The sequence below is a fragment of the Butyricicoccus faecihominis genome, from assembly GCF_024462775.1.
Classification (GTDB): Bacteria; Bacillota; Clostridia; order Oscillospirales; family Butyricicoccaceae; genus Agathobaculum; species Agathobaculum faecihominis_A.
Window position 1 is genome coordinate 1 of record NZ_JANGCE010000053.1, and the last position, 20,288, is coordinate 20,288.

The 20,288-nt window shown below is 59.9% G+C and carries 18 protein-coding genes; 8 read left to right on the top strand and 10 right to left on the bottom strand.

Annotation, left to right across the window (positions count from 1 at the left end; genetic code table 11):
• Nucleotides 1-55: 55 nt before the first annotated feature.
• Genes NE562_RS17215 through NE562_RS17245 form a run of 7 tightly spaced genes read right to left on the bottom strand, consistent with a single transcriptional unit; the run spans nt 56 to nt 7,428 of the window.
• Nucleotides 56-1,495, bottom strand: a complete 1,440-nt coding sequence (locus NE562_RS17215) for an aldehyde dehydrogenase family protein (RefSeq protein WP_280963650.1) — start codon at nt 1,493-1,495, stop codon at nt 56-58.
• A gap of 16 nt (nt 1,496-1,511) precedes the next feature.
• Entirely contained in the window at nt 1,512-2,567 is a 1,056-nt protein-coding gene (locus NE562_RS17220) for a LacI family DNA-binding transcriptional regulator (RefSeq protein WP_280963651.1), read from the bottom strand.
• Nucleotides 2,564-3,745: an N-acetylglucosamine-6-phosphate deacetylase gene (gene nagA, locus NE562_RS17225; RefSeq protein WP_280963652.1), complete on the bottom strand. Its 1,182-nt coding sequence runs from the start codon at nt 3,743-3,745 to the stop codon at nt 2,564-2,566. The genes NE562_RS17220 and nagA overlap by 4 nt, the downstream gene beginning before the upstream one ends.
• An 18-nt stretch (nt 3,746-3,763) precedes the next feature.
• Nucleotides 3,764-4,531, bottom strand: coding sequence for a glucosamine-6-phosphate deaminase (locus NE562_RS17230; protein ID WP_280963653.1), 768 nt, complete (start codon nt 4,529-4,531; stop codon nt 3,764-3,766).
• A 24-nt stretch (nt 4,532-4,555) separates the two neighbouring features.
• Nucleotides 4,556-5,722 carry an iron-containing alcohol dehydrogenase gene (locus NE562_RS17235; protein ID WP_280963654.1) on the bottom strand — a complete coding sequence of 389 codons (1,167 nt, stop codon included), beginning with the start codon at nt 5,720-5,722 and terminating at the stop codon, nt 4,556-4,558.
• Between the two features lie 18 nt (nt 5,723-5,740).
• Entirely contained in the window at nt 5,741-6,517 is a 777-nt protein-coding gene (locus tag NE562_RS17240) for an SDR family NAD(P)-dependent oxidoreductase (protein ID WP_280963655.1), read from the bottom strand.
• Between the two features lie 38 nt (nt 6,518-6,555).
• Nucleotides 6,556-7,428 carry an NAD(P)-dependent oxidoreductase gene (locus NE562_RS17245; RefSeq protein ID WP_280963656.1) on the bottom strand — a complete coding sequence of 291 codons (873 nt, stop codon included), beginning with the start codon at nt 7,426-7,428 and terminating at the stop codon, nt 6,556-6,558.
• Between the two features lie 381 nt (nt 7,429-7,809).
• Between NE562_RS17245 and NE562_RS17250 the strand changes: the two genes are divergently transcribed.
• From NE562_RS17250 to NE562_RS17260, 3 genes are read left to right on the top strand one after another with little or no spacing between them, the layout of a single operon-like run.
• Nucleotides 7,810-9,282, top strand: a complete 1,473-nt coding sequence (locus tag NE562_RS17250; RefSeq protein WP_280963657.1) for a sodium:solute symporter family protein — start codon at nt 7,810-7,812, stop codon at nt 9,280-9,282.
• Between the two features lie 24 nt (nt 9,283-9,306).
• A complete protein-coding gene (locus NE562_RS17255) occupies nt 9,307-9,447 on the top strand; it encodes a hypothetical protein (protein WP_280963658.1) in 141 nt (46 codons plus the stop codon).
• A gap of 37 nt (nt 9,448-9,484) precedes the next feature.
• Complete coding sequence (locus NE562_RS17260) at nt 9,485-10,027, top strand: hypothetical protein (protein ID WP_280963659.1); 543 nt, start codon at nt 9,485-9,487, stop codon at nt 10,025-10,027.
• Between the two features lie 334 nt (nt 10,028-10,361).
• Here the strand turns inward: NE562_RS17260 and NE562_RS17265 are convergent, their stop codons facing one another.
• Nucleotides 10,362-10,526, bottom strand: a complete 165-nt coding sequence (locus tag NE562_RS17265) for a hypothetical protein (RefSeq protein WP_280963660.1) — start codon at nt 10,524-10,526, stop codon at nt 10,362-10,364.
• Nucleotides 10,527-10,697: 171 nt separating this feature from the next.
• On the opposite strand from NE562_RS17265, the gene NE562_RS17270 reads away from it, so the two are divergent.
• A complete protein-coding gene (locus tag NE562_RS17270) occupies nt 10,698-11,441 on the top strand; it encodes a YebC/PmpR family DNA-binding transcriptional regulator (RefSeq protein ID WP_280963661.1) in 744 nt (247 codons plus the stop codon).
• Between the two features lie 94 nt (nt 11,442-11,535).
• Here the strand turns inward: NE562_RS17270 and NE562_RS17275 are convergent, their stop codons facing one another.
• The gene (locus NE562_RS17275; RefSeq protein ID WP_280963662.1) at nt 11,536-13,110 is read right to left on the bottom strand and encodes a response regulator transcription factor; all 1,575 of its coding nucleotides are present in this window, start codon (nt 13,108-13,110) and stop codon (nt 11,536-11,538) included.
• Nucleotides 13,100-14,908, bottom strand: a complete 1,809-nt coding sequence (locus NE562_RS17280) for a cache domain-containing sensor histidine kinase (protein ID WP_280963663.1) — start codon at nt 14,906-14,908, stop codon at nt 13,100-13,102. Before NE562_RS17280 ends, NE562_RS17275 begins: the two co-directional genes overlap by 11 nt.
• 210 nt (nt 14,909-15,118) lie before the next feature.
• On the opposite strand from NE562_RS17280, the gene NE562_RS17285 reads away from it, so the two are divergent.
• The 4 genes from NE562_RS17285 to NE562_RS17300 all read left to right on the top strand — a co-directional run bounded on the left by NE562_RS17285 (nt 15,119) and on the right by NE562_RS17300 (nt 20,192).
• The gene (locus NE562_RS17285) at nt 15,119-16,144 is read left to right on the top strand and encodes a substrate-binding domain-containing protein (RefSeq protein ID WP_280963664.1); all 1,026 of its coding nucleotides are present in this window, start codon (nt 15,119-15,121) and stop codon (nt 16,142-16,144) included.
• A gap of 83 nt (nt 16,145-16,227) precedes the next feature.
• Complete coding sequence (locus NE562_RS17290; protein ID WP_280963665.1) at nt 16,228-17,205, top strand: ABC transporter permease; 978 nt, start codon at nt 16,228-16,230, stop codon at nt 17,203-17,205.
• A 19-nt stretch (nt 17,206-17,224) separates the two neighbouring features.
• The gene (locus NE562_RS17295; protein ID WP_280963666.1) at nt 17,225-18,718 is read left to right on the top strand and encodes a sugar ABC transporter ATP-binding protein; all 1,494 of its coding nucleotides are present in this window, start codon (nt 17,225-17,227) and stop codon (nt 18,716-18,718) included.
• A gap of 13 nt (nt 18,719-18,731) precedes the next feature.
• Nucleotides 18,732-20,192, top strand: coding sequence for an aldehyde dehydrogenase family protein (locus tag NE562_RS17300; protein ID WP_280963667.1), 1,461 nt, complete (start codon nt 18,732-18,734; stop codon nt 20,190-20,192).
• The last annotated feature ends 96 nt before the right edge of the window (nt 20,193-20,288 follow it).

Consider the following 20,288-nt stretch of genomic DNA (forward strand, 5'->3'; position numbering starts at 1 on the left):
CGCGGGAGTCCGTTCAGACTCCCGCGCCGGGGCTTTGTTTGCAGCCGGGCTGCGGTTAAAAAGAGTAGGGGGTTTTGAGTACGATCGTTTTCAGCTGGCTCAGTTCTTCCAGCGTATACCGGCCGCCCTCGCGCCCAAGGCCGCTCATTTTATAGCCGCCAAAGGGCTGATCGCTGGTCCGGTACGCGCCCGAACCGCCGATCACACAGGCGCCGGCCTGTATATTTCTGGCCACATACATCATTTGCGACAAATCCTTGCCTAAAACGCCGGAGGACAGGCCGTACATCGTGTGGTTGGCAAGCACGATGGCGTCGTCCACCGTGTCATACGGCAGCACCGACCAGACCGGGCCGAACAGCTCCAGATCCCGCGCCGCGTCCACCTCGGGCGTTATCTCCAATACGGTGGGTTCAAAGTACGCGCCTTGCAGGCGGCGCCCGCCAAAGCGCAGGGTCGCGCCCTGCGAAACGCAGTGCCGCAGGTTTTCTTCCAGTTCCTTCGCGGCGCGCTCCGAGATGAGCGGCCCGCAATCGGTCTGGGGATCGGCCGGTTCGCCGACGCGGACGGCCCGCAGGCGACGGATCAGGCCGTCCAGAAAGGCTTCCTTGCGGTCCCTTGGAATGAGGAAGCGTTTGCCCGCGCAGCACACCTGTCCGGCGTTGCCGATGCGGGAGGCGAACGCCTCCTCCACGGCGGTATTCAGGTCGGCGTCCGGCAGGATGATGAGCGGATCGTTGCCGCCCAGCTCCAAATGCAGCCGGTGCAGATGGGCGGCCGCGTTTTGCGCGATTTCGATGCCCACGCGGGTGCTGCCGGTCAGGTTGATGAGCGCCACGCGCGCGTCGGCGGTCAGCCACGCGCCGATCTTCGCGCCGCTGCCGGTGACGATCTGCGCCGCGTTGCCCGGCACGCCGCTTTCCAGCAGCAGCTCGGTCACGCGGATATCGGTCAGCGGCGTTTCGGAAGCGGGCTTGATAATCACCGCGTTGCCCATGAGCAGCGCGGGCACCACCTTGTGCATGAACGAATCAATGGGGAAGTTGAACGGCAGGATGCACACAACAACGCCAAGCGGTTCGCGCACCGTCATCACCAGCGCGTTTTCCGTCCCGGCCCAGTTGTCCGGCGCGAAGGTCTCGCCGCCCAGTGTGCGCGCAAGCTCCGCGTAGTGTTCGCCAAGCGCGCGGCTGCCCAGAATGCAGCCGCGGGCCGCGGCGGTCGTTTTACCGGTCTCGCGCTGCAAAAGCGCGGTCAGTTCCTCCGCGGCGTCCTCAAATTTTTGCAGAAACGTGCGAATAACGGCAATGCGCCGATGCAGCGGGCAGGCGCGCCATTCCTTCGCGCCCTGCTCGGCGTTTTCCAGCGCCTCTTCGATATCCTGCTTGGTCGCGGCGGGCACGGTGTCGATCAGCCGCGCGGCGGCGGGGTCGTAAACGGATAGGGTGGCCCCGTCCCGCGCGTCCGTGGGACGGCCGCCAACGAGCATTTTCATATGGTTTCACTCCTTTTTATGGGGTCTGCTTTACAGGAGCGCTTCTTTTGGCGACGGATTCCCGCGTGACCAGCCTCGGTTCCAGCAGGATCTTTTCCTTGGCCGGTTCCGCGAGCGGGTGGTCCTTGTTATCCTCATTTTCTTGCAGGCGGCGCATCAGCAGGCCGCACGCGGTCTCCGCGATCTGCTGCAAGGGGGTCTCCACCGTGGTCAGGCGCGGGTAGGAGGCCTCGGTCACCAGCATGTTGTCGTATCCGATGACCGAAACATCCTCCGGCACGCGAAACCCAAGGTCGAGCAGGCCGCGAATCACACCAAAGGCCATTAGGTCGTAGTAGCACGCGATCGCGGTGATATCCGGGCAGCGGTGCATCAGCGTTTGCGCCGCGCCGGTACCGGCTTCGTAATAATGGCCGGTCGCGTTGACGACATAGGCCTCGTTATAGGGAATGCCGTGCTCCCCAAGCGCGTCGATATAGCCCTGCTTCTGCGCGGCGGAATGCGACTGTTGCAGCATGCGGTCGATATAACCGATGTGCCGGTGTCCCATGCGGATGAGGTAGTTGATCGCCATGCGTTCGCCGCGGTAGTTGTCCGCCGCGACAACGTCGGTCTCAAAGTCCTGTAAAACACGGTCCAGCAAAATGATGGGGCAGTGGTGCTGGGCGATCTCCTGAAGCTTGGGGCAGCGGTCCTCCGCCGGGATGGCGAAAACAGCGTCCACCTGCTTCATCAGCATGGTGTCCAGCGCGCGCTTTTCCATTTCCACATCATAGTAGGTGTTGCATACGATCAAATTGAAGCCCTGCTCGAACAGGATGCACTGAATGGCGTCCGCGAGGCGGCCGAACGTTTCGTTGGCAATGGTGGGAATGATCAGCCCGACGGTATAGGATTTCTTGCTGCGCAGGCCCCCGCCCATCTGGTTCGGGTAATAGTGCAGGCGGGCGATGGATTCGCGCACGCGCTGCGCGACGGACAGGCTCACATTCTTGGTGTTGTTGATCACGTGAGACACTGTGGCGGTGGAAACCCCGGCGTCGCTGGCTACATCTTTGATCGTAATTCTCATGAGGCGGCCCAAACCTTCCCTTTTATCATAATCAGCTCGATATGGATATCATCGTCAAAGAGTAAAAGGTCCGCATCCTTACCGGCCGCGATGCTGCCCAGACGGCGTTCCACGCCCAAGGCCTTCGCGGGGGTGAGCGTCATCATGCGCACGGCTTCGGGCAGCGGGACGCCGACGCGCCTGTACATGGTACGGACCAGCCGGTCCGCCGTCGCAATGCTGCCGCCGAAGCTGGCCTTGCCCGGCATGTACGCCACGCCGCCTTCGATGATCACGCGCTGTCCGTTTTTCAGGCTGCCGAGCGTGCTTTCCGTCACATCCGTTCCGGCGGCGCGCATGGAATCGGTCACCAGACAGATACGATCCGGCCCTTTGGTCTTATAAATCAATTTTAGCAAAGATAGGGGCAAATGGCAACCATCTGCAATCACCTCGGCGGTCAAATCGTCGATGAGCAGCCCGCTTTCGGCCACGCCAAGGTACATTTTCGCCTCTTTGCGCGTCAAGCGGGACATGCCGTTCCAAAAGTGCGTGATCATGCCGTAGCCGTTTTCGCTCGCCGCCAGCACCTCTTCGTAGACCGCGTTGGAGTGGCCGACCGAGCCGATGATACCGTGCGCGCGCATCCAGTTGCCCATTTGCAGCGCGCCCGGCAGCTCGGGCGCGACCGACCAAATACGGATCGAGGGGCAGTGCGCGAAGATCCGCTGGTATTCTTCCGGCAAGGGATTCTTGATAAAGCGTTTATCCTGCGCCGCGTTCTGCTCCGGCGAAAAATACGGGCCCTCCAGATGCGCGCCCAAAATTTCGGGCATGCCTTTGCGCAGCGCGGCGGCGCGGTCGATGTTCGATAGGTTTTCAAACAGCTCCTCATCCTGCGAGGACAGCGTGGTGGGCAGCAGCGCCGTGGTGCCGTGCCGCATATGCGTGCGGCACGCCGCCGCGATCGCGTCGACCGAGCCGTCCATAAAATCGTGCCCGCCCGCGCCGTGGGTGTGCAGATCGATAAAGCCGGGCGAAAGATAACGGCCATTCGCGTTTATCACCTGATCGTCCGGCCGGCGGTCATAATCCGGCCCTTCGGTCACAAAGGCGATTTTGCCGTCCTCTACCGCCGCCGTGCCCCGGAACAGCCGCGCGGGGGCGACGATAACGGCGTTTTCCAATACAGTGCGCATGGTAGGGTAGCGCCTCCTTTACCGGTTCAGCAGGGCGGCGGCGGCCGTATCCAAAAACAGCTGCGCGTTTTTGTGCAGGCGCATGGCGGTGGCGGGCACGGCTAGTCCAATCGGCCCTTCCAGACATTTCTGCACAATGGCGCTTTTGGTTTCGCTGGGCGAAATGACGATCAGGACCGGCGCGCGCAGCAGCGTGGGCATGGTCAGCGTGATCGCGCCCTGCGGCACTTCGGCCTCGCAGGAGAACCATTTATCGTGCACCTGCTGCATGCGGCATTCCTCGTCCAGCGATAGGTTGGGCTTGACCAGCTTGGGGTCGAAAAAGTCCGCCAGATAGGGGTCGTTAAACGCCATGTGGCCGTTTTCGCCGATGCCGGCAAAGGTCAGGTCGATCGGGTGCTCGCGCAGCAGCGCGCTGTACCGCTCGCATTCCGCTTCGATATCCTCCGCCAGACCGTTCATATAAAACGTGTTTTTCAGGGGAAGGTACTGAAAAAAGTTGTCGCGCAGATACCCGACAAACGAAGCCTTGTGGTCGGGCGCGATGCCGATGTATTCATCCATATGGAAGGCGTTGACCCGGCTCCAGTCCACGTCCTCGCGGCGCAGGGCGTTCAATACGTCCATTTGCGAGGGGGAGGAAGCAAAGATCAGGTTCGCCTCTTCTTTTTCCGCAAGGATGGCCCGGATCTGCTCGGCGGCAAACTTTGCGCAGGACGCGCCCAATTCGTCCCTTGAGGGATAGCAGTGAACGCGCAGCAGATCAACCCAAAATTCCTCGTGCATATTTGATTCACTCCTTTTATGTTTTCATAAAGACATGTGCAGCATTTCCACAATATCGGCGCGCTCCAGTTTTTTCAGCGTCACGCCCATGCAAAAGGCCATGGCGCTGCAGGTAACGTCCGCGATTTCCTCGATCTGGTCCTCGCGCACGTTTAGCTCGGTCAGGCGCGTCTGCATGCCGCTGTTTTTCAGGAACCGTTCCATCAGCTTGCCGCATTCACTGGCGGCCTGCTCGTCCGGCAGCGCGGGGTCCGCGCCCAGAATACGGGCGACCGTGGCGTAGCGTTCCGGGTCCGCGTCCCAGGTGTAATCCATAAAAGCGACCGCCGCGGTGGCGAGCGCGCGCCCATGGGGGATGTCGGTCACGCCGCTGATGGAGTGGCCCATGGCGTGCAGCCCGCAGGTGGCGGCCAAAACGATCGCCATGCCGCCCAGCGTATTGGCCCAAGCCATTTTACCGCGCGCTTCCAGATCGTCCGGGTGGTCGAGCACGCGCGGCAGGTACTGCGCCGTCAGCCGCATGGCTTCTAAGGAGACCATTTCGGTATACGGCGTCGCCACGGTGGAAAGATAAGCCTCCATGGCGTGGAAAAACACATCCACGCCGGTTTGCGCGGTCACGCCGCGCGGCAGTGAAAGCATCAGCTCGGGGTCGATGATGGAAGCCACGGGCATCATGCAGGGGCAGCCGAGACCGGGCTTTTCATGCGTCTTGGTGTTGGTGATCACGGAAAAATACGTCGCTTCCGAACCGGTGCCCGCCGTGGTCGTCACGCAGATGCAGGGGTTGGTCTCTGTCAGCTGTTCCGCGGCGCGCGCTTGGCCGGGCATGTAGTCCATGACCACGCCGCCGTTGCGGCTGATCATCGAGATCGCTTTGGCGCCGTCCATCGCGCTGCCGCCGCCAAGGCCGATCGTCATGTCGCAGCCCTCGCGCGCAAAGAGCAAAACGCCCTCGTCCACGTTGTGGTCCTTGGGGTTGGGCTCAACGCCGCTGAACACCGTGTAGGCCACGCCCGCGCTTTCGAGCGACGCGGTCGCCTTGTCGAGAATGCCAAAGTTTTTCATATCGTCGCCCGTGGTGACGATCATCGCCTTTTTGCCGTACGCCTTCGCGGTCTCGCCAAGCCGGGCGATGGTTCCCGCGCCGAAGATCAGCTTGGTCGGAAAATAAGTATCAAAGCATTTCATAATCGGGTTCTTTCCTCCTCACCAAAGTGTGTAGCCGCCGTCCACGGTGATCACGCTGCCTTGCATATAGTCCGCCGCCGGGGAACACAGCAAGATCAGCGCGCCCCAAAGCTCGTTTGGTTCGCCCAGACGGTGCATGGGGATCATGTCGAGCACCTTGCCCTCGAACGTGGGGTCGGCCGCGAAAAACCGGCGGTTGGGCTCGGTGCCGTAATAGCCGGGGCAGATCGCGTTGACATTGATGCCGTCGCCCGCCCATTCGACCGCGAGCGTTTTGGTCAGCATGGCGACCGCAGCCTTGGAGACCTCGTAGGAACCGCCGTATACGCCGCGGTTGACGATCAGCGCCGACATGGAAGAAATGTTGACGATCTTGCCCTTTTTCTGCCGCCGCATCACTTCGCCCACCGCGCGGCAAAGCGCGTAGGTGCCGATCACGTTGGGGTACATGACCGCCTCGAATTCCTCCGGCGTGGTCTGCTGCGGGGGCTTGTTATTGCGCATGGCCGCTGCGTTGTTGACCAGAATGTCGATCTTGCCGTAAACGTCCGTACAGGCGGCGGCGATGCGGTCCGGGTCGCCGGGCTTGGCGATATCCGCCGCGCACCAGTGGCACCGCACCCCGTACGCCGCGCGAATCTCGTCTGCCACCCGCTGTAAGCCCTCCGGATGGCGCGCCGCCAGAAAAAGGTCGGCCCCGCTCTGCGCGAGCGCGTGGGCAAAGCCCTCGCCCAGCCCCTTGCTTGCGCCGGTCACAATCGCGGTCTGGCCGGTCAAATCAAAGCATTTCAGCATAATAGCACTCTTTTCCGCCTTCCGTTATGGGAAGGTCTTTACTTGCCCTCAAAAAATTCAAACATCGTGCCGATGCAGGCGCTGTAATCCATTTTGCCCTTGCCGTCGCGGATCGCGGTGCGCAGCATGGCCAATTCGCCGTCCAGCAAAAAGGCAGGCACCTGAAATTCCTCGAACAGGCTGCGGCAATAGGACAGATCCTTGTGCGCCAGTTCAAGGGCGAACGCCATCTCGTACGTCTGGTGGATCATTTTGGGCACGTAGAACTGCATGGTGCCGCAGCCCATGCCGGTGCTGAGCAGCAATTCATAAACCTGATCCATATCGAGCCCCAGCTTTTGCGCGAGCGGAAAAGCCATGGCGTAGATATTGACGTAACTCATGGCCACGAAGTTGAACAGGATCTTGGCCACGTGGCCCGCGCCGCTCTCGCCTAAATTAGGGTACCGGTCGGCAAAGCAGCGCACGATCGGCGCGAGCTTTTCATGCATTGCCGCGTCGCCGCCGAAAAGCGCCATCAGCTTGCCGTTCTGCGCGTCCGCGGGCGCGCCCGAAATCGCCAGATCGACCAGCTGGCCGCCTGCCGCCTTGATGCGCGCGTAAAGCGCGCGCGTCGTCTGCGGGTAGCTGGTCGAGGTATCGACGATGGTCTTGCCCTGAACGCCCGCCGCGATAAATTCCTCTATGATGGGAACGACCTGCTTGGAGGAGGGCAGGGAGAGAAATACAATGTCGCACGCATTCCACACCGCGCCGGTGCTGTCCGCGATCGCCGCCTTGTTTTGATAGGTCTCGTCCGCCAGCGCCTTGGGGTTTAAATCGAATACCGTTACGTCCAGTCCGCCTGCGATCAGCGCCTTGCAGATCGCCCCGCCCATATTGCCAAGCCCGATAAAACCGATTTTCTCCATGATCGAAGCTCCTTTTCCATTTGTTTTGCCGCGCGCGGTTTAAGCTGATCGTCCCACCCTCTCCCGTTCTCGAACGGAGAAATATAAACGTTTAACTATTCTTTTCTTAGTATTGCATGGGGGAAAACAATTTTCAATCAACAACATTCATAAAAAAATGAAAGATTTTCGTTGCTATTCACGATTTTTAAAGAATGTTTATTTTGATATGGACAAGGTAAATACATGGTGTTATAGTCTAATTAAACGTTTAACTAATCGGATATCCGGATCGCCCGACGAGGCGGTCTGCTTACACTGCGCTGGGGCGGGGCGTCCCAGAAGTGCTCTGCTCCTTACCTTTTGCACAGACATTGGGAAAAGAAAAAAGGAGGATTTTACATGAGACTCGCGGCATTGGATTGGGTTATCGTTGCACTGTTTATCCTCGGCATCACCGCCATCGGTCTGATGGCATCGAAAAAAGCGCATGGTAAAAAAGAAGAGCTTCTGGTAGCCGGCAGAAACGTCGGCATGTACGTTATGCTGGCAAGCGTCGTGGCCGGTGAATGGGGCGCCATCACCATGGTCTATCAGGCGGAGGCGGGCTATAACAACGGCCTGTCCGCCATGTTCCTCGGCGTGGTGATCGTGATCGGCTCGGTACTCGCCGGCATGGGCGGTTATTTTGCCGTATGGGTGCGCCGGCTCAAGATCATGACCATTCCGGAGATCATGGAATTCCGCTACGGAAAAGTAGCGCGCGCGATCGCCGGTTTTGCCATGGTCGCGGCGTTCCTCGTCATGCTCGGCACGTTTTTGCAGGGCCTCGGCAACATGTTCGGCGTGTTCCTCGGCACCGATCCCAAGCTGGTCATGACGCTGATGCTGATCTTGGCCTTGGCCTACACCGTTACGGGCGGCATGTGGTCGGTTGTGCTGACCGATCTGGTGCAGTTTTTGATTCTGGGTCTTGTCATTCCGCTTTGCTCCGTTATCGCGATCGTGCACGTGGGCGGCTGGGACGCGCTGTACAACGGCGTGTATGCCGCGCTGGGCGAGCCCGGCGTCAACCCGGTGGCGTGCTACGGCATGCCCACGATCTGGTATCAGATTATTTATTTCTTTATCGCAATGGCGGTCTATCCGACCTCGCTCACGCGCGTGTGCTCCTGCCGCTCGGTGCGCGAGGGCTACAAGGGCTCTACCCTTGGTTACTCGTCGTTTTTGGCCCGCGCGTGCTTCCCGGTCATCATCGGCGCCGCCGGCCTGATCATTGTGCCGAACCTGACAAGCGGCATCACGGCCTATGCGGAAACCATGCTGGCCATCGTGCCGACCGGCTTGCTAGGGCTGATCGTCGCCGGTATGCTGTCGGCCTTTATGTCCACCGCGGATACCTATTATATGACCTGCGCCTCCATGATCCCGCAGGATATCATCGGGCCGCTGCTGCCACAGAATAAAAAGCTTTCGGATAAGCAGACCTCGCTCCTCATCCGCCTCGGTATTTTGCTCACCGCGCTTTGCGCGCTGTATGTCGGCTATTATTACGAGGGCGGCATGATCTACTGGGTGGTCAAGCTGGCGGAGCTGATGTTCGTTTCCGGCGTAGCCGTCGCGTGCTTCTTCGGTATGTACTGGAAAAAGGCGAACCAGTGGGGCGCGTGCGCGTCGCTGGTGTTCGGCCTGCTCTCCGCGGTGATCACCAACTATATCCTCGGTCTGGACGCTTGGGTCATCGGCTTTAGCTCGATGGGCTCGTCCGTTGTCGGTATGGTGGTATTTTCGCTCCTGACGCAGAAGACGGACCCGCCGAAAAAGATTGTTGGCGTTTACCGCGAACGGCGCGGTCTGGCAAACGGTATGGATTAAACCGCTTCGGAAAGGAAGGTTATTATGAACTGGAGTATGTTTCACGCGATCACGCTCGGTATATCCTTCGGTACCTTTGGGTTTTTGTACCTGATGGTTTTGATCAAGGGCATTCCGGAGGCGATCAAAACCATGCGCGCGGAGGACGGATCCTCGGATCGTTGACGACGCGCGAACAGTTTACGGCGGGGGAGTGCTTCATATGTTGATTGTAAAAGAGACAACCACCAGAGAGGACGCCGTCCGGTCGGTCGTGCGGACACACCGGCTGAAACAGACGCCCACGCGGGTCAAGGCGGTATACCGCCCGTTCTGGCTGGGCCGGACGGATTATCAGGCGCGCGAGCGGGACGGCAGCCCGGTGTCGGGCACCATCGTCTTTCTGGCGGACGCGCGTATCCTGCACTGGTCGATCATCGGCGTGTACAAACGCAAGATTGCGGACGCGCTCGATCTGCGGGATCACCAAGTCAACTTTGTGGCCACGGAAACGCAGCCGGAAGAGCCGGCCGAGGTTTTGGAGGCGCTGCTTTCCAGCAGCGAACTCCCCTCGCGTGCAAAGCTGTATTCCTCCCGCCGGTTTCTTGCGCGCACGCTCAAGCTGGGCAAGATCGAGTTTGCGGAAAGCATCGATTATCAGTTGATCCACCGCCCCTATTGGGAGATCGAGTTCCAAAACCGGCGCGGTCAGGAGGACGTCGCCCTCGTGAGCCGCGATGATATTTTGATTCGCAAACGGGTTTAACGGGATTAAGGAGGCTACTTATGCAAATCGCACTGCTGGCAGGTATCGTGGCGACATTGATCGCCATCGTAAAGGTCGGGTTTTTCCCGTCCGGCAATAGCAAGTAAAGGGATACGAAAAGGAGGTCTTACGGATGACAGGGATTTTGATTGGTATCGTGATCGGCCTGCTGATCGAGCTTGGGCTATGGAAATTCTGCGATTGGTTTATCAAGTTCCGCGATCTGGAGGACGCCGACGCATCCAATTAAAGCGCCGCGCGTTGATTAAAAAATAGAAAAAGCGGCTCTGCAGGTTGCTGCAGGGCCGCTTTTCCGTTGTTTTTGCAGAGAAAATCAGAACTGCTGGTCGTTCTTCTTGTTCTGCTGGTTCTGCTGGTTCTTGTTCTGGCTCTGCTGATTGTTCTGATTGTTCTGGCTGTTCTGGCTGTTCTGGCTGTTCTGGTTCTGCTGGTTGTTGTTCTGCTGGTTGTTGTTCTGGTTATTGTTCTGCTTGCTCATGAACGAATCACCTCTTTACTTGATTTTTCGTTCCTAGTATCGTCCAAACTCCGGTGAAATATGCGTGGAATACTTGCGCGGCGGCAAAAAATTTGATAAAATTATAGTGCGCTTTTGTGCGCTTCATCTGTTTTAAATTTTATTGTTAGTATAGAAAGAGGGAAATCCATCATGTCGGGACATTCCAAGTGGCATAATATTGCCAAGCGCAAGGGCGCGAACGACGCGAAAAAGGCAAAGATCTTCACCAAGATCGGCCGGGAGATGGCGATCGCCATCAAGGAGGGCGGTTCGGCAAATCCGGACTTCAACGCCCGCCTGCGCGATTGCGTGGCCAAGGCCAAGGCCAACAATATGCCCAACGACAATATCAAGCGCACGCTGGATAAATATTCCGGCGCGAACGGCCAGATCGAATACGAAGCCAACACCTACGAGGGCTACGGCGTAGGCGGCACGGCCGTGATCGTTGAAACGCTGACCGATAACCGCAACCGCACCGTGGCCGATGTGCGCCATCTGTTTGACAAGTACGGCGCGGGTCTCGGCGCGTCGAACTGCGTGTCTTGGCAGTTTGATAAAAAGGGCGTCATCATCATGGAGCGCGAGGATAAGGACGAGGACACCGTCATGATGCAGGCGCTTGAAGCCGGCGCGGAGGATTTTCAGGCCGACGAGGACACCTTTGAGATATACACCACGCCCGAGGATTTTTCCGCCGTGCGCGAAGCGCTTGAAACGCTGGGCTATTCGTTTGTAGAGGCCGAGATCGAAATGGTGCCGCAGAACTATGTTTCCCTCGAAAGCGAGGAAGACATGGCCAAAATGCGCAAAATGCTCGACGGGCTTGAGGATAACGACGATGTGCAAGCGGTCTGGCACAACTGGGAGAACGAGGATGAGTACGAGGGATGATCCCGCGCCCGTCCGCCTAACGCTTCCTATGAAATCACACAAAAGCAGCTCTTCACACAGGCGTTTCGCCCGTGTGAAGAGCTGCTTTTTTGCATTACGCGCCGTTCAGGCGGGCGCGGAACTCGCGCGGGGATACCCCCACCACCTTGCGGAACAGCTTGCTGAAGTAGTTCGGGTCGGTAAAGCCGACGTCGAACGAGATCTCGGTGGTGCGGCGCGCGGGGTCGCCCAGCAGGCGCTTGGCCTGCTCAATGCGGGTGAATGTGATGAATTCGATCAGCGTCTGCCCGGTCTCCTGCCGGAAAAGCGAGCTGAAATAGGACGGGCTCATGCTGACATGCTGCGCCACATCGGTGAGCGAAAGCCCGGGCACATGGTAATTTTCGCGCACAAATTGCTGCGCCAGCGCGATCACCGCGCCGTTTTTCCGGCCGCGCAGCGCGATACGGGCGGCGAGCGCCGCGCGCAGCAACCGGTCGAGCAGGTCGAAAAAACCGTCCAGATCGTGCCGGTCCATGCAAAGCCCCAGTTCGAGCAGGTAGTTGTCCAGACTGAACGCCGCGTTGTCCACGCCCAGCTCGGTCAGCGTCTCGCGCACCGTGGACAGCATGTCCAGCCCGATATGAATGAACAGCAGCGCGCTGCAGCTTAAATATTTTTCCCGCAGCTGCGCGAGGAACGGCGGGATATCCTGCGCCCCGCCGTAGCAAAGCAGTCCCCGCAGCAGCTCTTCCTCCGTGCCCAGCGTGAGCGTTTGCAGGGTCACGTCGCCGTTCAGGTCGCGTACATCCAAAATGGTGCGTTCCTCCCCCTGCGGGCGGATGGTCAGCGCGAACTGCGCCTCGGCGAAAGATTCGCCCAGCCGCAGCAGCGAGTGCTGCGTGCGGCTGATCGCGATCGCACAGTCCTTCACGCCGTCGCATGCGAGCAGCGCGTCCTGCAAGGCGGCGGCGAGGCGGCGCGCCTGCGCGGGCAGCTCGTCCCCTTCGCCGGCAAGGAAAAAACGGATATCATCCGCGGCCTTGGAAAAAACAAATACGTCCCGCCGCCCGCCGAGCAGCGCTTCCACGGCCTGCATCAGGTCCAGCCCATGAAGCGCCTCCTGCTGGGAGCAACGCGCCGCGCCAAAGCTTACCGCCGCGACAGCCGCGATATAGCCGCTGTGGAACAAATCGAGCCCCCAGCTATCGGCCTGCCGCCGCGCCTCGCCCTCGGATAAAAAGCCGCTTGCCAGATCGCTCAAAAATTTTTGCAGCGCAAAATGGCCGCGCAGGCGCCGCTCAGCCTGTTCGGCCTCAATGCTCTCTTTTTGCGAACGCAGCACACGCAAAAGATCGTCCGCTTTGAACGGCTTAATCAGGTATTCGCTCACGCCAAGGCGAATGGCCTGCTGCGCGTAGGAAAAATCGCTGTAACCGCTTAGAATGACGATGCGGATCGCGGGCCAACGCTCGCGCACCGCCGCGCACAGCTCCAAACCGTCCATGAAGGGCATGCGGATATCGGTCAGCAAAATATCGACCGGGTGGGCTTCCAGCAGGGTGAGCGCGTCCTCGCCGTTGGAGGCTTCGCCGATCAGGCAGAATTCGTCCTGCTGCCAGATGCGGCTGCGCGCCACGTTCGCGCGCACCATGTATTCATCCTCGACGAACGCCACATTATAACGCATCCTCGGTCTCCTTTCGGTCAAAGCAAAGGGGCACGGACAGCGAGACCGTGCAGCCCCGCATCGGTCCTGCGCGGATGCGCAGGCCGTAGGCCGGGCCGAAGAACAGCCGCAGCCTTTGGTTCACGTTTTGCAGGCCATAGCAGGCGTCCGGCGTGATCTGGTCGGAAGCGATGCGCGCGCGCAGGCGGCTTAGCTCGTCCGGAGCCATGCCCGCGCCGTTGTCCCGCACCTCGATATGGAGAAACGCGTCCTCGCGCCGAACCGCAATGAGCAGCTTGCCCTTTTCGCCCGCGGGATAGCGGCGCTCCTTGATGCCGTGGTAGATGGCGTTTTCCGCCAGCGGCTGCAAGATGATCTTGGGAAACATGATGCCCGCGAGGTCGCCCTTTGTCTGGATCTCGTAATCAAACAGGTCGAAGTAACGCATGTGCAGCACTTCCAGATAACTCCGCGCGTGCTCTATTTCCCGTTGCAGCGGCACGATATCCATGCCGCCGCTGAGCGTCAGCTTATAGAAGTTGGATAGCGACATCAAAAGGTCGATGACCTCCTTGCTGTCGCCGTTTTCGGCGGCCCACACGGCGCTGTCCATCGAGTTATACAAAAAATGCGGGTTGATCTGCTCTTGCAGGGCTTTCAGCTCGCTGCGCTGCAAATTTTGCTGTTCCTCCACCACGCGCGCCATCAGCGCCTTGATATTGACCAGCATGCCGTTGAAGCTTTCGCACAAAAACTGGATCTCCCGCCCGCCGCCGACCGGCGCGATCACGTCCAGATCGCCCGCGGCGGCCTTTTGCATGTGGCCGGTCAGCTCGATCAGCGGCCGCGACAGGCCGCGGGAGATGAGGATGTTGATACCGCAGATCAGCGTCACCGCCGCGAACAGCGAAAGCCCGATCGAGAGAATGATCGTGCGGGTCGGGCGCATCAGCTGGTGTTCCGGCGCGGTCGAAACGATGAACCAGTCGATCTGGTCCAGCGCCCGGTAGGCGATCAGGGACTTTTCTCCGTGCAGCTTGGCGCTGAAGGCGCCGCTCTGTCCGTCCGTGGAAACGATGCGCGCGCACTGTTCGGCGGAAAGCAGCGTTTCGGCCTCGGGCGCGTCCGAGAAAACCAGCGTGCCCGATCGGTCTAGGATCAGCACATGGCCGCCCTCTGAAATGCGGGAATCCATCAGCACATCGGTCAGGTAGTTGCGGCGCAGGCTGACACGCATGATCCCGGCCAGCTCGTTCGTGCCGGTTTTGAAAATGCCCGTCGCCAGACAGACCGCCTCGCGTTCCCACGCCTGATCGGAAAGCGGATCGGGCATGCCCCAGATATGGATGGCGCGCGGCGCTTTGGCCAGCTCGGTGAATTGGTCGGATTCCAGAAAAGCCGCGTCGGCGTAGAAAAAGCCGTTTCGTTCGCTGTAAGCGTTGCGGCGCATGCCGATAATGCTCAGATCGACAATGGGGGAATCGCTTTCCTGCACCAGCCGCCAGTTGGCGAACAGGCTTTGCAGCGCCTGCGCGGATCGGTACGCGTTGGTTTGTGCCGACGGCACGAGAAAACGCGACACGCTGTAATTTTTGGAAAGAGAAAACGCGGCGATCGCGTCTGAAAACAAGATGGAGGTATTTTGGTTGATGTAATTCGCGCTCTGCTCGACCGTGTGCTCCATATTTTTCACCGCGTGGCGGGATACCGTGTACACCGACCACCCGCCCACGCATAGGATAATCGCGGCGGACAGCAGGGAAAAGGAATAGACCAGCATGCGCTGGAACGTGGTTTTCTTGGTAAACGATTGCAGCATGATGCGGCTCCTTCCCCGGTCGCGGCGCTTTACACTTCTTTTCTCTTATTATAGAAAACCACGGCTGGAAAAAACAGAGGTGCAGCGCAGAAACGAAAAATAAGACAGGTTAATCAAAAGAATTTATCTATTCGGGGCAAGCATAATCTGGTAGCATAAAAGCACAGGGAGAGAGGCCCAAGGATATGCGGATTGAAGGAGGAAATAAAGATGAAGAATCATTTAAAACGGATCTTTGCCGGATTTTTGGCGGCGGGAATGGCGCTGACTCTGACCGCGTGCGGCGATAAGCCCGCCGCAAAGCAGGACGAGCCGAGCCAGACCGGCCAACCGGCGGACGCGGCGGGCGATGCCGGGGCGGATGGCCGCACCTTCGCGGTGGTGTTCCCGATCGTCCACCCGTTCTTTGAACCCATCGGCGTGGACGCTGAAGAGTACGGCGCGGAAAAAGGCTGGAAGGTCATCACCAAGGCGCCCGATTCCTCGAACGCGCAGCAGCAGATCGAGATCGTGGAAAACCTGATCTCGATGGGGGTGGACGGCATCGCCGTCGGCCCGACCGACCCGGACGCGCTGGCTTCTACCATTGACAAAGCGCTCGAGGCGGGCATCAAGGTCATTTGCTTTGAGACCGATTCGCCGAACAGCAAGCGTCTGGCCTACATCGGCACGGACAACTACAACGCGGGCCGCCACATGGGCGCCGTGATCGAAAAGAACCTCGGCGGCAAGGGCAACATCATGATCCTGACCGGCCTGCCCACGCAGATGAGCCTGAACGAGCGCATTCGCGGCATCAAGGAATACCTTGGCGAAAAGTGCCCGGATATTCAGATCATCGATACGCAGACCAGCGAGGGCGACGCGCAGAAGGCCGTCACCGCGACGGAAAACATGATTCAGGCGCACAGCGACTTTGACGCCATCATCGGCATCGACGCGACGGCGGGCCCGGCGGCGGTATCGGTCTGGAAGGCCATGGGCTGGCAGAACGACCCCGAACACCTGATCATCACGTTTGACGACATGCCCGACAACCTGCAGGGCATGAAGGATGGTTATATCAAGGCCATCGTCGCCCAGCGGCAGACCTCGTGGGGCGTCAGCGTGCTCGATCTGCTGAACGATCTGTGCGACGGCAAGACGGTGGAGGATTACACGGATACCGGCTCGATCGAGATCACCCTTGACAATATCGATACCTATCCGGACGAGCCTTCCTTCGTCGAATCATAAAGCGTGGCCGGCGGGGCGGATGAACGGCGGTTTCATCCGCCCCGCCTTTCTTAAACTTTTTACCCCAAGGAGCGTGATGCAAGATGCGCAGCCCCGATAATCATAAGGCCCGGCTCTCATTCAAGCAGATCGTACAGCGCCGCGAAAGCGCCATGTTTATTTTTCTGGTGCTTATCCTCGTCGGTATGTCGGTCGCACGGCCGGATACGTTTTTTTCCACGCAAAACTTCGTCAATATCTTAAAGCAGATCAGCCTTGTCGCGATCATCGCGGTCGGGCAAACCTTTATCATGATCACCGGGGGTATCGACCTATCGGTCGGTTATTCGCTCGGTCTGGGCGGCATCGTCATGACCAAATTCATGTCCATCGGCATGAATTCATGGGGCGCGATCCTTGTCGGCGTCCTGACCTGCGTGCTGATCGGCCTGCTCAACGGCCTGTTCATCACCCGGCTGAACCTGCCGCCCTTTATCGTGACCATGGGCATGGCGAACATCGCCAGAGGCCTGACGTACATCATCACACAGGGCTTTCCCATCTCAACGAATAACGGGTTTGTGCTCGCCCTTGGCAACAATTCGATCGGCATGATCCCGATCATGGCGATCATCATGCTGGTCATCGTCGCGGCGGCGGTCTATCTGCTGGGCTATACCTCGTTTGGCACGCGCATTCTGAGCATTGGCGGCAACGAGACCGCCACCATGCTGTCCGGCATCAATGTCAAGCGGTATAAGGTGCTGGTGTATTCGCTCGCCGGGCTGCTTTGCGGCATCGCGGGCGTGATCATGGTGGGCCGCTTGAACGCGGGCAACCCAAACGCGGGCAACAGCTTTGATATGGATACCATCGCGGCCACCATCGTCGGCGGCACGGCGCTTTCCGGCGGCGAGGGCACGGTGGTCGGCACGCTGTTCGGCGCGCTGCTGCTCGGCATCATCAAAAACAGCTTGGTGATGCTGGACGTCAACATGTACTGGCAGACGGTCGCGGTCGGCGCGATCATCATTTTGGTGTGCGCGGTGGACTATTTCGCGCAGTCGAAAAAGAAAAAGTGAGCGCGGGGGAGGGATCAGTATGCAGCCGGTGCTCAATATGCGGGGCATCACCAAGCGGTTCCCCGGCGTGCTCGCGCTCGACCATGTGGATTTTGACCTGCGAAAGGGCGAAATACACGCGTTGGTCGGCGAAAACGGCGCGGGCAAATCAACCCTGATGAAGGTGCTGGGCGGCGTTTACCGCCCGGAGGAGGGCGAGATCGAAATCGGCGGGCGGCCGGTTACGATCACCTGCCCGCACGATTCGCTGCAAAACAAGGTTGGCGTGATCTATCAGGAGTTCAATCTGGTCAAAACGCTCGATATCGCCTCAAACATTTTCCTCGGCCGGGAACTGACCACCGTGGGCATGCATCTCAGCCGCGGCGCGATGCAGCGGCAGGCGCGGGAAGTCATGGCGCGCCTTGGGGTGCCGGACTGCAACTGCGCGCAAAAGGTCAAGTACCTGAGCGTCGCCATGCAGCAGCTGGTCGAGATCGGCAAGGCGATCTTCAACGATATCGAGATACTCGTCATGGACGAACCGACCGCCGTGCTCACGAACAAGGAAACCGAAAGCCTGTTTCGCGTCATGCGCGAGCTGACGGCCAAGGGTATTTCGATCATTTACATTTCGCACCGTTTGGAGGAGATCCTCCAGATGTGCGACCGCATTACCGTTTTGCGCGACGGACGATTCATCCAAACGCTGGACAACGGCGCGCGTACTGTGGAAAAGGACCGTATCGTCAGCTTGATGGTGGGCCGCGAACTGAGCGAATACTACCCGCCCAAGCACAACGCGATCGGGTCGGAGACCGCGCTGGAGGTGCGCGGGCTGACCCACCCCACGCTGTTCCGCGATGTGAGCTTCGCGGTGCGCCGGGGCGAAACGCTGGGATTTTCCGGTCTGGTGGGCGCGGGCCGCAGCGAAATCATGAAAGCGATCTTCGGCGCGCTCACGCCGAGCGGAGGCGAGGTGCTGGTGGGCGGCAAGCCCGTGCGGATCCGTTCGCCGCAGCAGGCCCGCGCGGCGGGTATCGCGCTCGTGCCGGAGGATCGCAAAAACGAAGGCGCGGTGCTCGGCCTGTCCATGGCGGATAACATCTGTCTGGCAAGCCACGACCGGCTCACGGTCGCGGGCGCCTTTATCCCCAGCCGCAAGGCCGCGCTGGTCGCACGCAGCATGGAGGATTTACAGATTCGCCCGAACGATGCGCGCCGGAAGATCGGCAATTTCAGCGGCGGCAACCAGCAAAAGGGCATTTTGGCCAAGTGGATGGCGGCCGAGCCCTCCATTATGATCCTTGACGAGCCGACGCGCGGCATCGATGTGGGCGCGAAGGCGGAAATTTATACGCTGATCCACCGGCTGACCGCAAAGGGCGTGGCCGTGATCGTCATTTCGTCCGAGCTGCCCGAGCTGCTCGGTATTTGCGACCGCATTTTGGTCGTGCGCAGCGGCCGCATCAACGGCGAATTCACAAAGGCACAGTTTGATCAGGACGCGATCATGCGCGCGTCCATTGAGTGAGGAGGTTTTATTCATGCGTTATTTTCCGCTTTTTATCGACGGCGCGTGGCGCGGCGGGTCGGAGGGAAAAAGGTTCGCCTCGTATAACAAGGCGACCGGCGCGGCGGTGAACGAATTCGCGGTTTCCACGCAGGCCGACGTGGCCGAGGCGTGCCGCGCCGCCCGGGCGGCGGCCCCCCTGTGGGCCGGGCTGGACGCGGAAACGCGCGCGGGCTATATGCGGAAAGCCGCCGCCGTCATGCGGCGCAGGCAGCGCGAAATGGCGGAGGTCGAAGCGGCCGAGACAGGCAAGCCGGTGTTCGATACGTTTGGATTCGATACCCGCGTCGCCATTTGGGCGTTCGAGTACTTTGCGGGTCTCGCCCTTGAGATCAAGGGCGATGTGATCCCGCTGGGCGATTGCAATTTCCGGGATTTTGATTTTGTCACCTACGAGCCGTACGGCGTGGCCGCGATCATCGCGCCCTATAACTTCCCGATTCACCTGCTCACGCGTTCAATGGCGCCCGCGCTGGCGGCGGGCAATACCTGCGTGATCAAGGGTTCGTCCATTACGCCGACGACCGCGGCCATGGTCGCGGAAGCGTGCGAGGAGGCCGGGTTCCCGCGCGGCGTGGTCAATCTGGTGCAGGGCAGCGGCGCGACGGTCGGCGAATGGCTGGTGCGCGACCCGGAGGTGGACGTGGTCGGTTTTACCGGCTCGGAAGAGGTCGGGCGGCAGCTGATGCACCTGTCCGCCGCATCCAAGGTCATCAAAAAGCTGGTGCTCGAACTGGGCGGCAAGGGCGGTGTGATCATCGAGCCGGACGCCGATCTCGATATTGCGACCACCTGCCAGATCGAGGGCTTCACCTTTAACCAAGGCGAGGTGTGCTGCGCGATGACGCGCGCCATCGTGCACGAGAGCGTGAAGGACGCGTATTTGGAGCTGCTGGCCCAAAAGTGCGATCAGGTCCGCATCGGCGACCCGCTGGACGATGAGACCCGCATGGGCGCGCTCATTAGCATGGAACATTTGAACCGGGTGCACGGCCACGTGCGCCGCGCGGTCGAGCAGGGCGCGGCGCTGTATTATGGCGGCGAACGGTATATGGAGGGCCTGTGCGCGGAGGGGCCGTTCTACCGCCCGACCATCCTGACCGGCGTAATGCCCGATATGGACGCTTGGCGGCAGGAGATATTCGGCCCGGTGCTTTGCGTGGCGACCTATACCGAGCTGGAGGACGCGATCGAGCTGGCCAACGCGACGGACTTCGGCCTTGGCGCGAATATCTTTACCGAAGACCTGAAAAAGGCGTATCAGATCGGGCGGCGGCTCAACGCGGGCTCGGTTTGGGTCAACCTGCCCAACGGCATGCATATGGCCTGTCCGTTCGGCGGCAATAAAAACAGCGGAACGGGCCGCGAATACGGCACCTACGGCCTGCACGAGTACCTGAAGGTTAAAAACAACATGTGGCGTATGCACGATTAAGGTGCGCGTCCACGGCACATTGTGTAGACGCACACAGCTTCTTTCTCCTCTCCTCAAACGGGACGGGGGGGGGGGGGGGGGGGGGGGGGGGGGGGG

Bases quoted from the DNA above. Each gene is read 5' to 3' on its own strand.
- NE562_RS17215 (WP_280963650.1), bottom strand. From the start codon at position 1,495: ATGAAAATGCTCGTTGGCGGCCGTCCCACGGACGCGCGGGACGGGGCC.
- NE562_RS17220 (WP_280963651.1), bottom strand. From the start codon at position 2,567: ATGAGAATTACGATCAAAGATGTAGCCAGCGACGCCGGGGTTTCCACC.
- nagA (WP_280963652.1), bottom strand. From the start codon at position 3,745: ATGCGCACTGTATTGGAAAACGCCGTTATCGTCGCCCCCGCGCGGCTG.
- NE562_RS17230 (WP_280963653.1), bottom strand. From the start codon at position 4,531: ATGCACGAGGAATTTTGGGTTGATCTGCTGCGCGTTCACTGCTATCCC.
- NE562_RS17235 (WP_280963654.1), bottom strand. From the start codon at position 5,722: ATGAAATGCTTTGATACTTATTTTCCGACCAAGCTGATCTTCGGCGCG.
- NE562_RS17240 (WP_280963655.1), bottom strand. From the start codon at position 6,517: ATGCTGAAATGCTTTGATTTGACCGGCCAGACCGCGATTGTGACCGGC.
- NE562_RS17245 (WP_280963656.1), bottom strand. From the start codon at position 7,428: ATGGAGAAAATCGGTTTTATCGGGCTTGGCAATATGGGCGGGGCGATC.
- NE562_RS17250 (WP_280963657.1), top strand. From the start codon at position 7,810: ATGAGACTCGCGGCATTGGATTGGGTTATCGTTGCACTGTTTATCCTC.
- NE562_RS17255 (WP_280963658.1), top strand. From the start codon at position 9,307: ATGAACTGGAGTATGTTTCACGCGATCACGCTCGGTATATCCTTCGGT.
- NE562_RS17260 (WP_280963659.1), top strand. From the start codon at position 9,485: ATGTTGATTGTAAAAGAGACAACCACCAGAGAGGACGCCGTCCGGTCG.
- NE562_RS17265 (WP_280963660.1), bottom strand. From the start codon at position 10,526: ATGAGCAAGCAGAACAATAACCAGAACAACAACCAGCAGAACAACAAC.
- NE562_RS17270 (WP_280963661.1), top strand. From the start codon at position 10,698: ATGTCGGGACATTCCAAGTGGCATAATATTGCCAAGCGCAAGGGCGCG.
- NE562_RS17275 (WP_280963662.1), bottom strand. From the start codon at position 13,110: ATGCGTTATAATGTGGCGTTCGTCGAGGATGAATACATGGTGCGCGCG.
- NE562_RS17280 (WP_280963663.1), bottom strand. From the start codon at position 14,908: ATGCTGCAATCGTTTACCAAGAAAACCACGTTCCAGCGCATGCTGGTC.
- NE562_RS17285 (WP_280963664.1), top strand. From the start codon at position 15,119: ATGAAGAATCATTTAAAACGGATCTTTGCCGGATTTTTGGCGGCGGGA.
- NE562_RS17290 (WP_280963665.1), top strand. From the start codon at position 16,228: ATGCGCAGCCCCGATAATCATAAGGCCCGGCTCTCATTCAAGCAGATC.
- NE562_RS17295 (WP_280963666.1), top strand. From the start codon at position 17,225: ATGCAGCCGGTGCTCAATATGCGGGGCATCACCAAGCGGTTCCCCGGC.
- NE562_RS17300 (WP_280963667.1), top strand. From the start codon at position 18,732: ATGCGTTATTTTCCGCTTTTTATCGACGGCGCGTGGCGCGGCGGGTCG.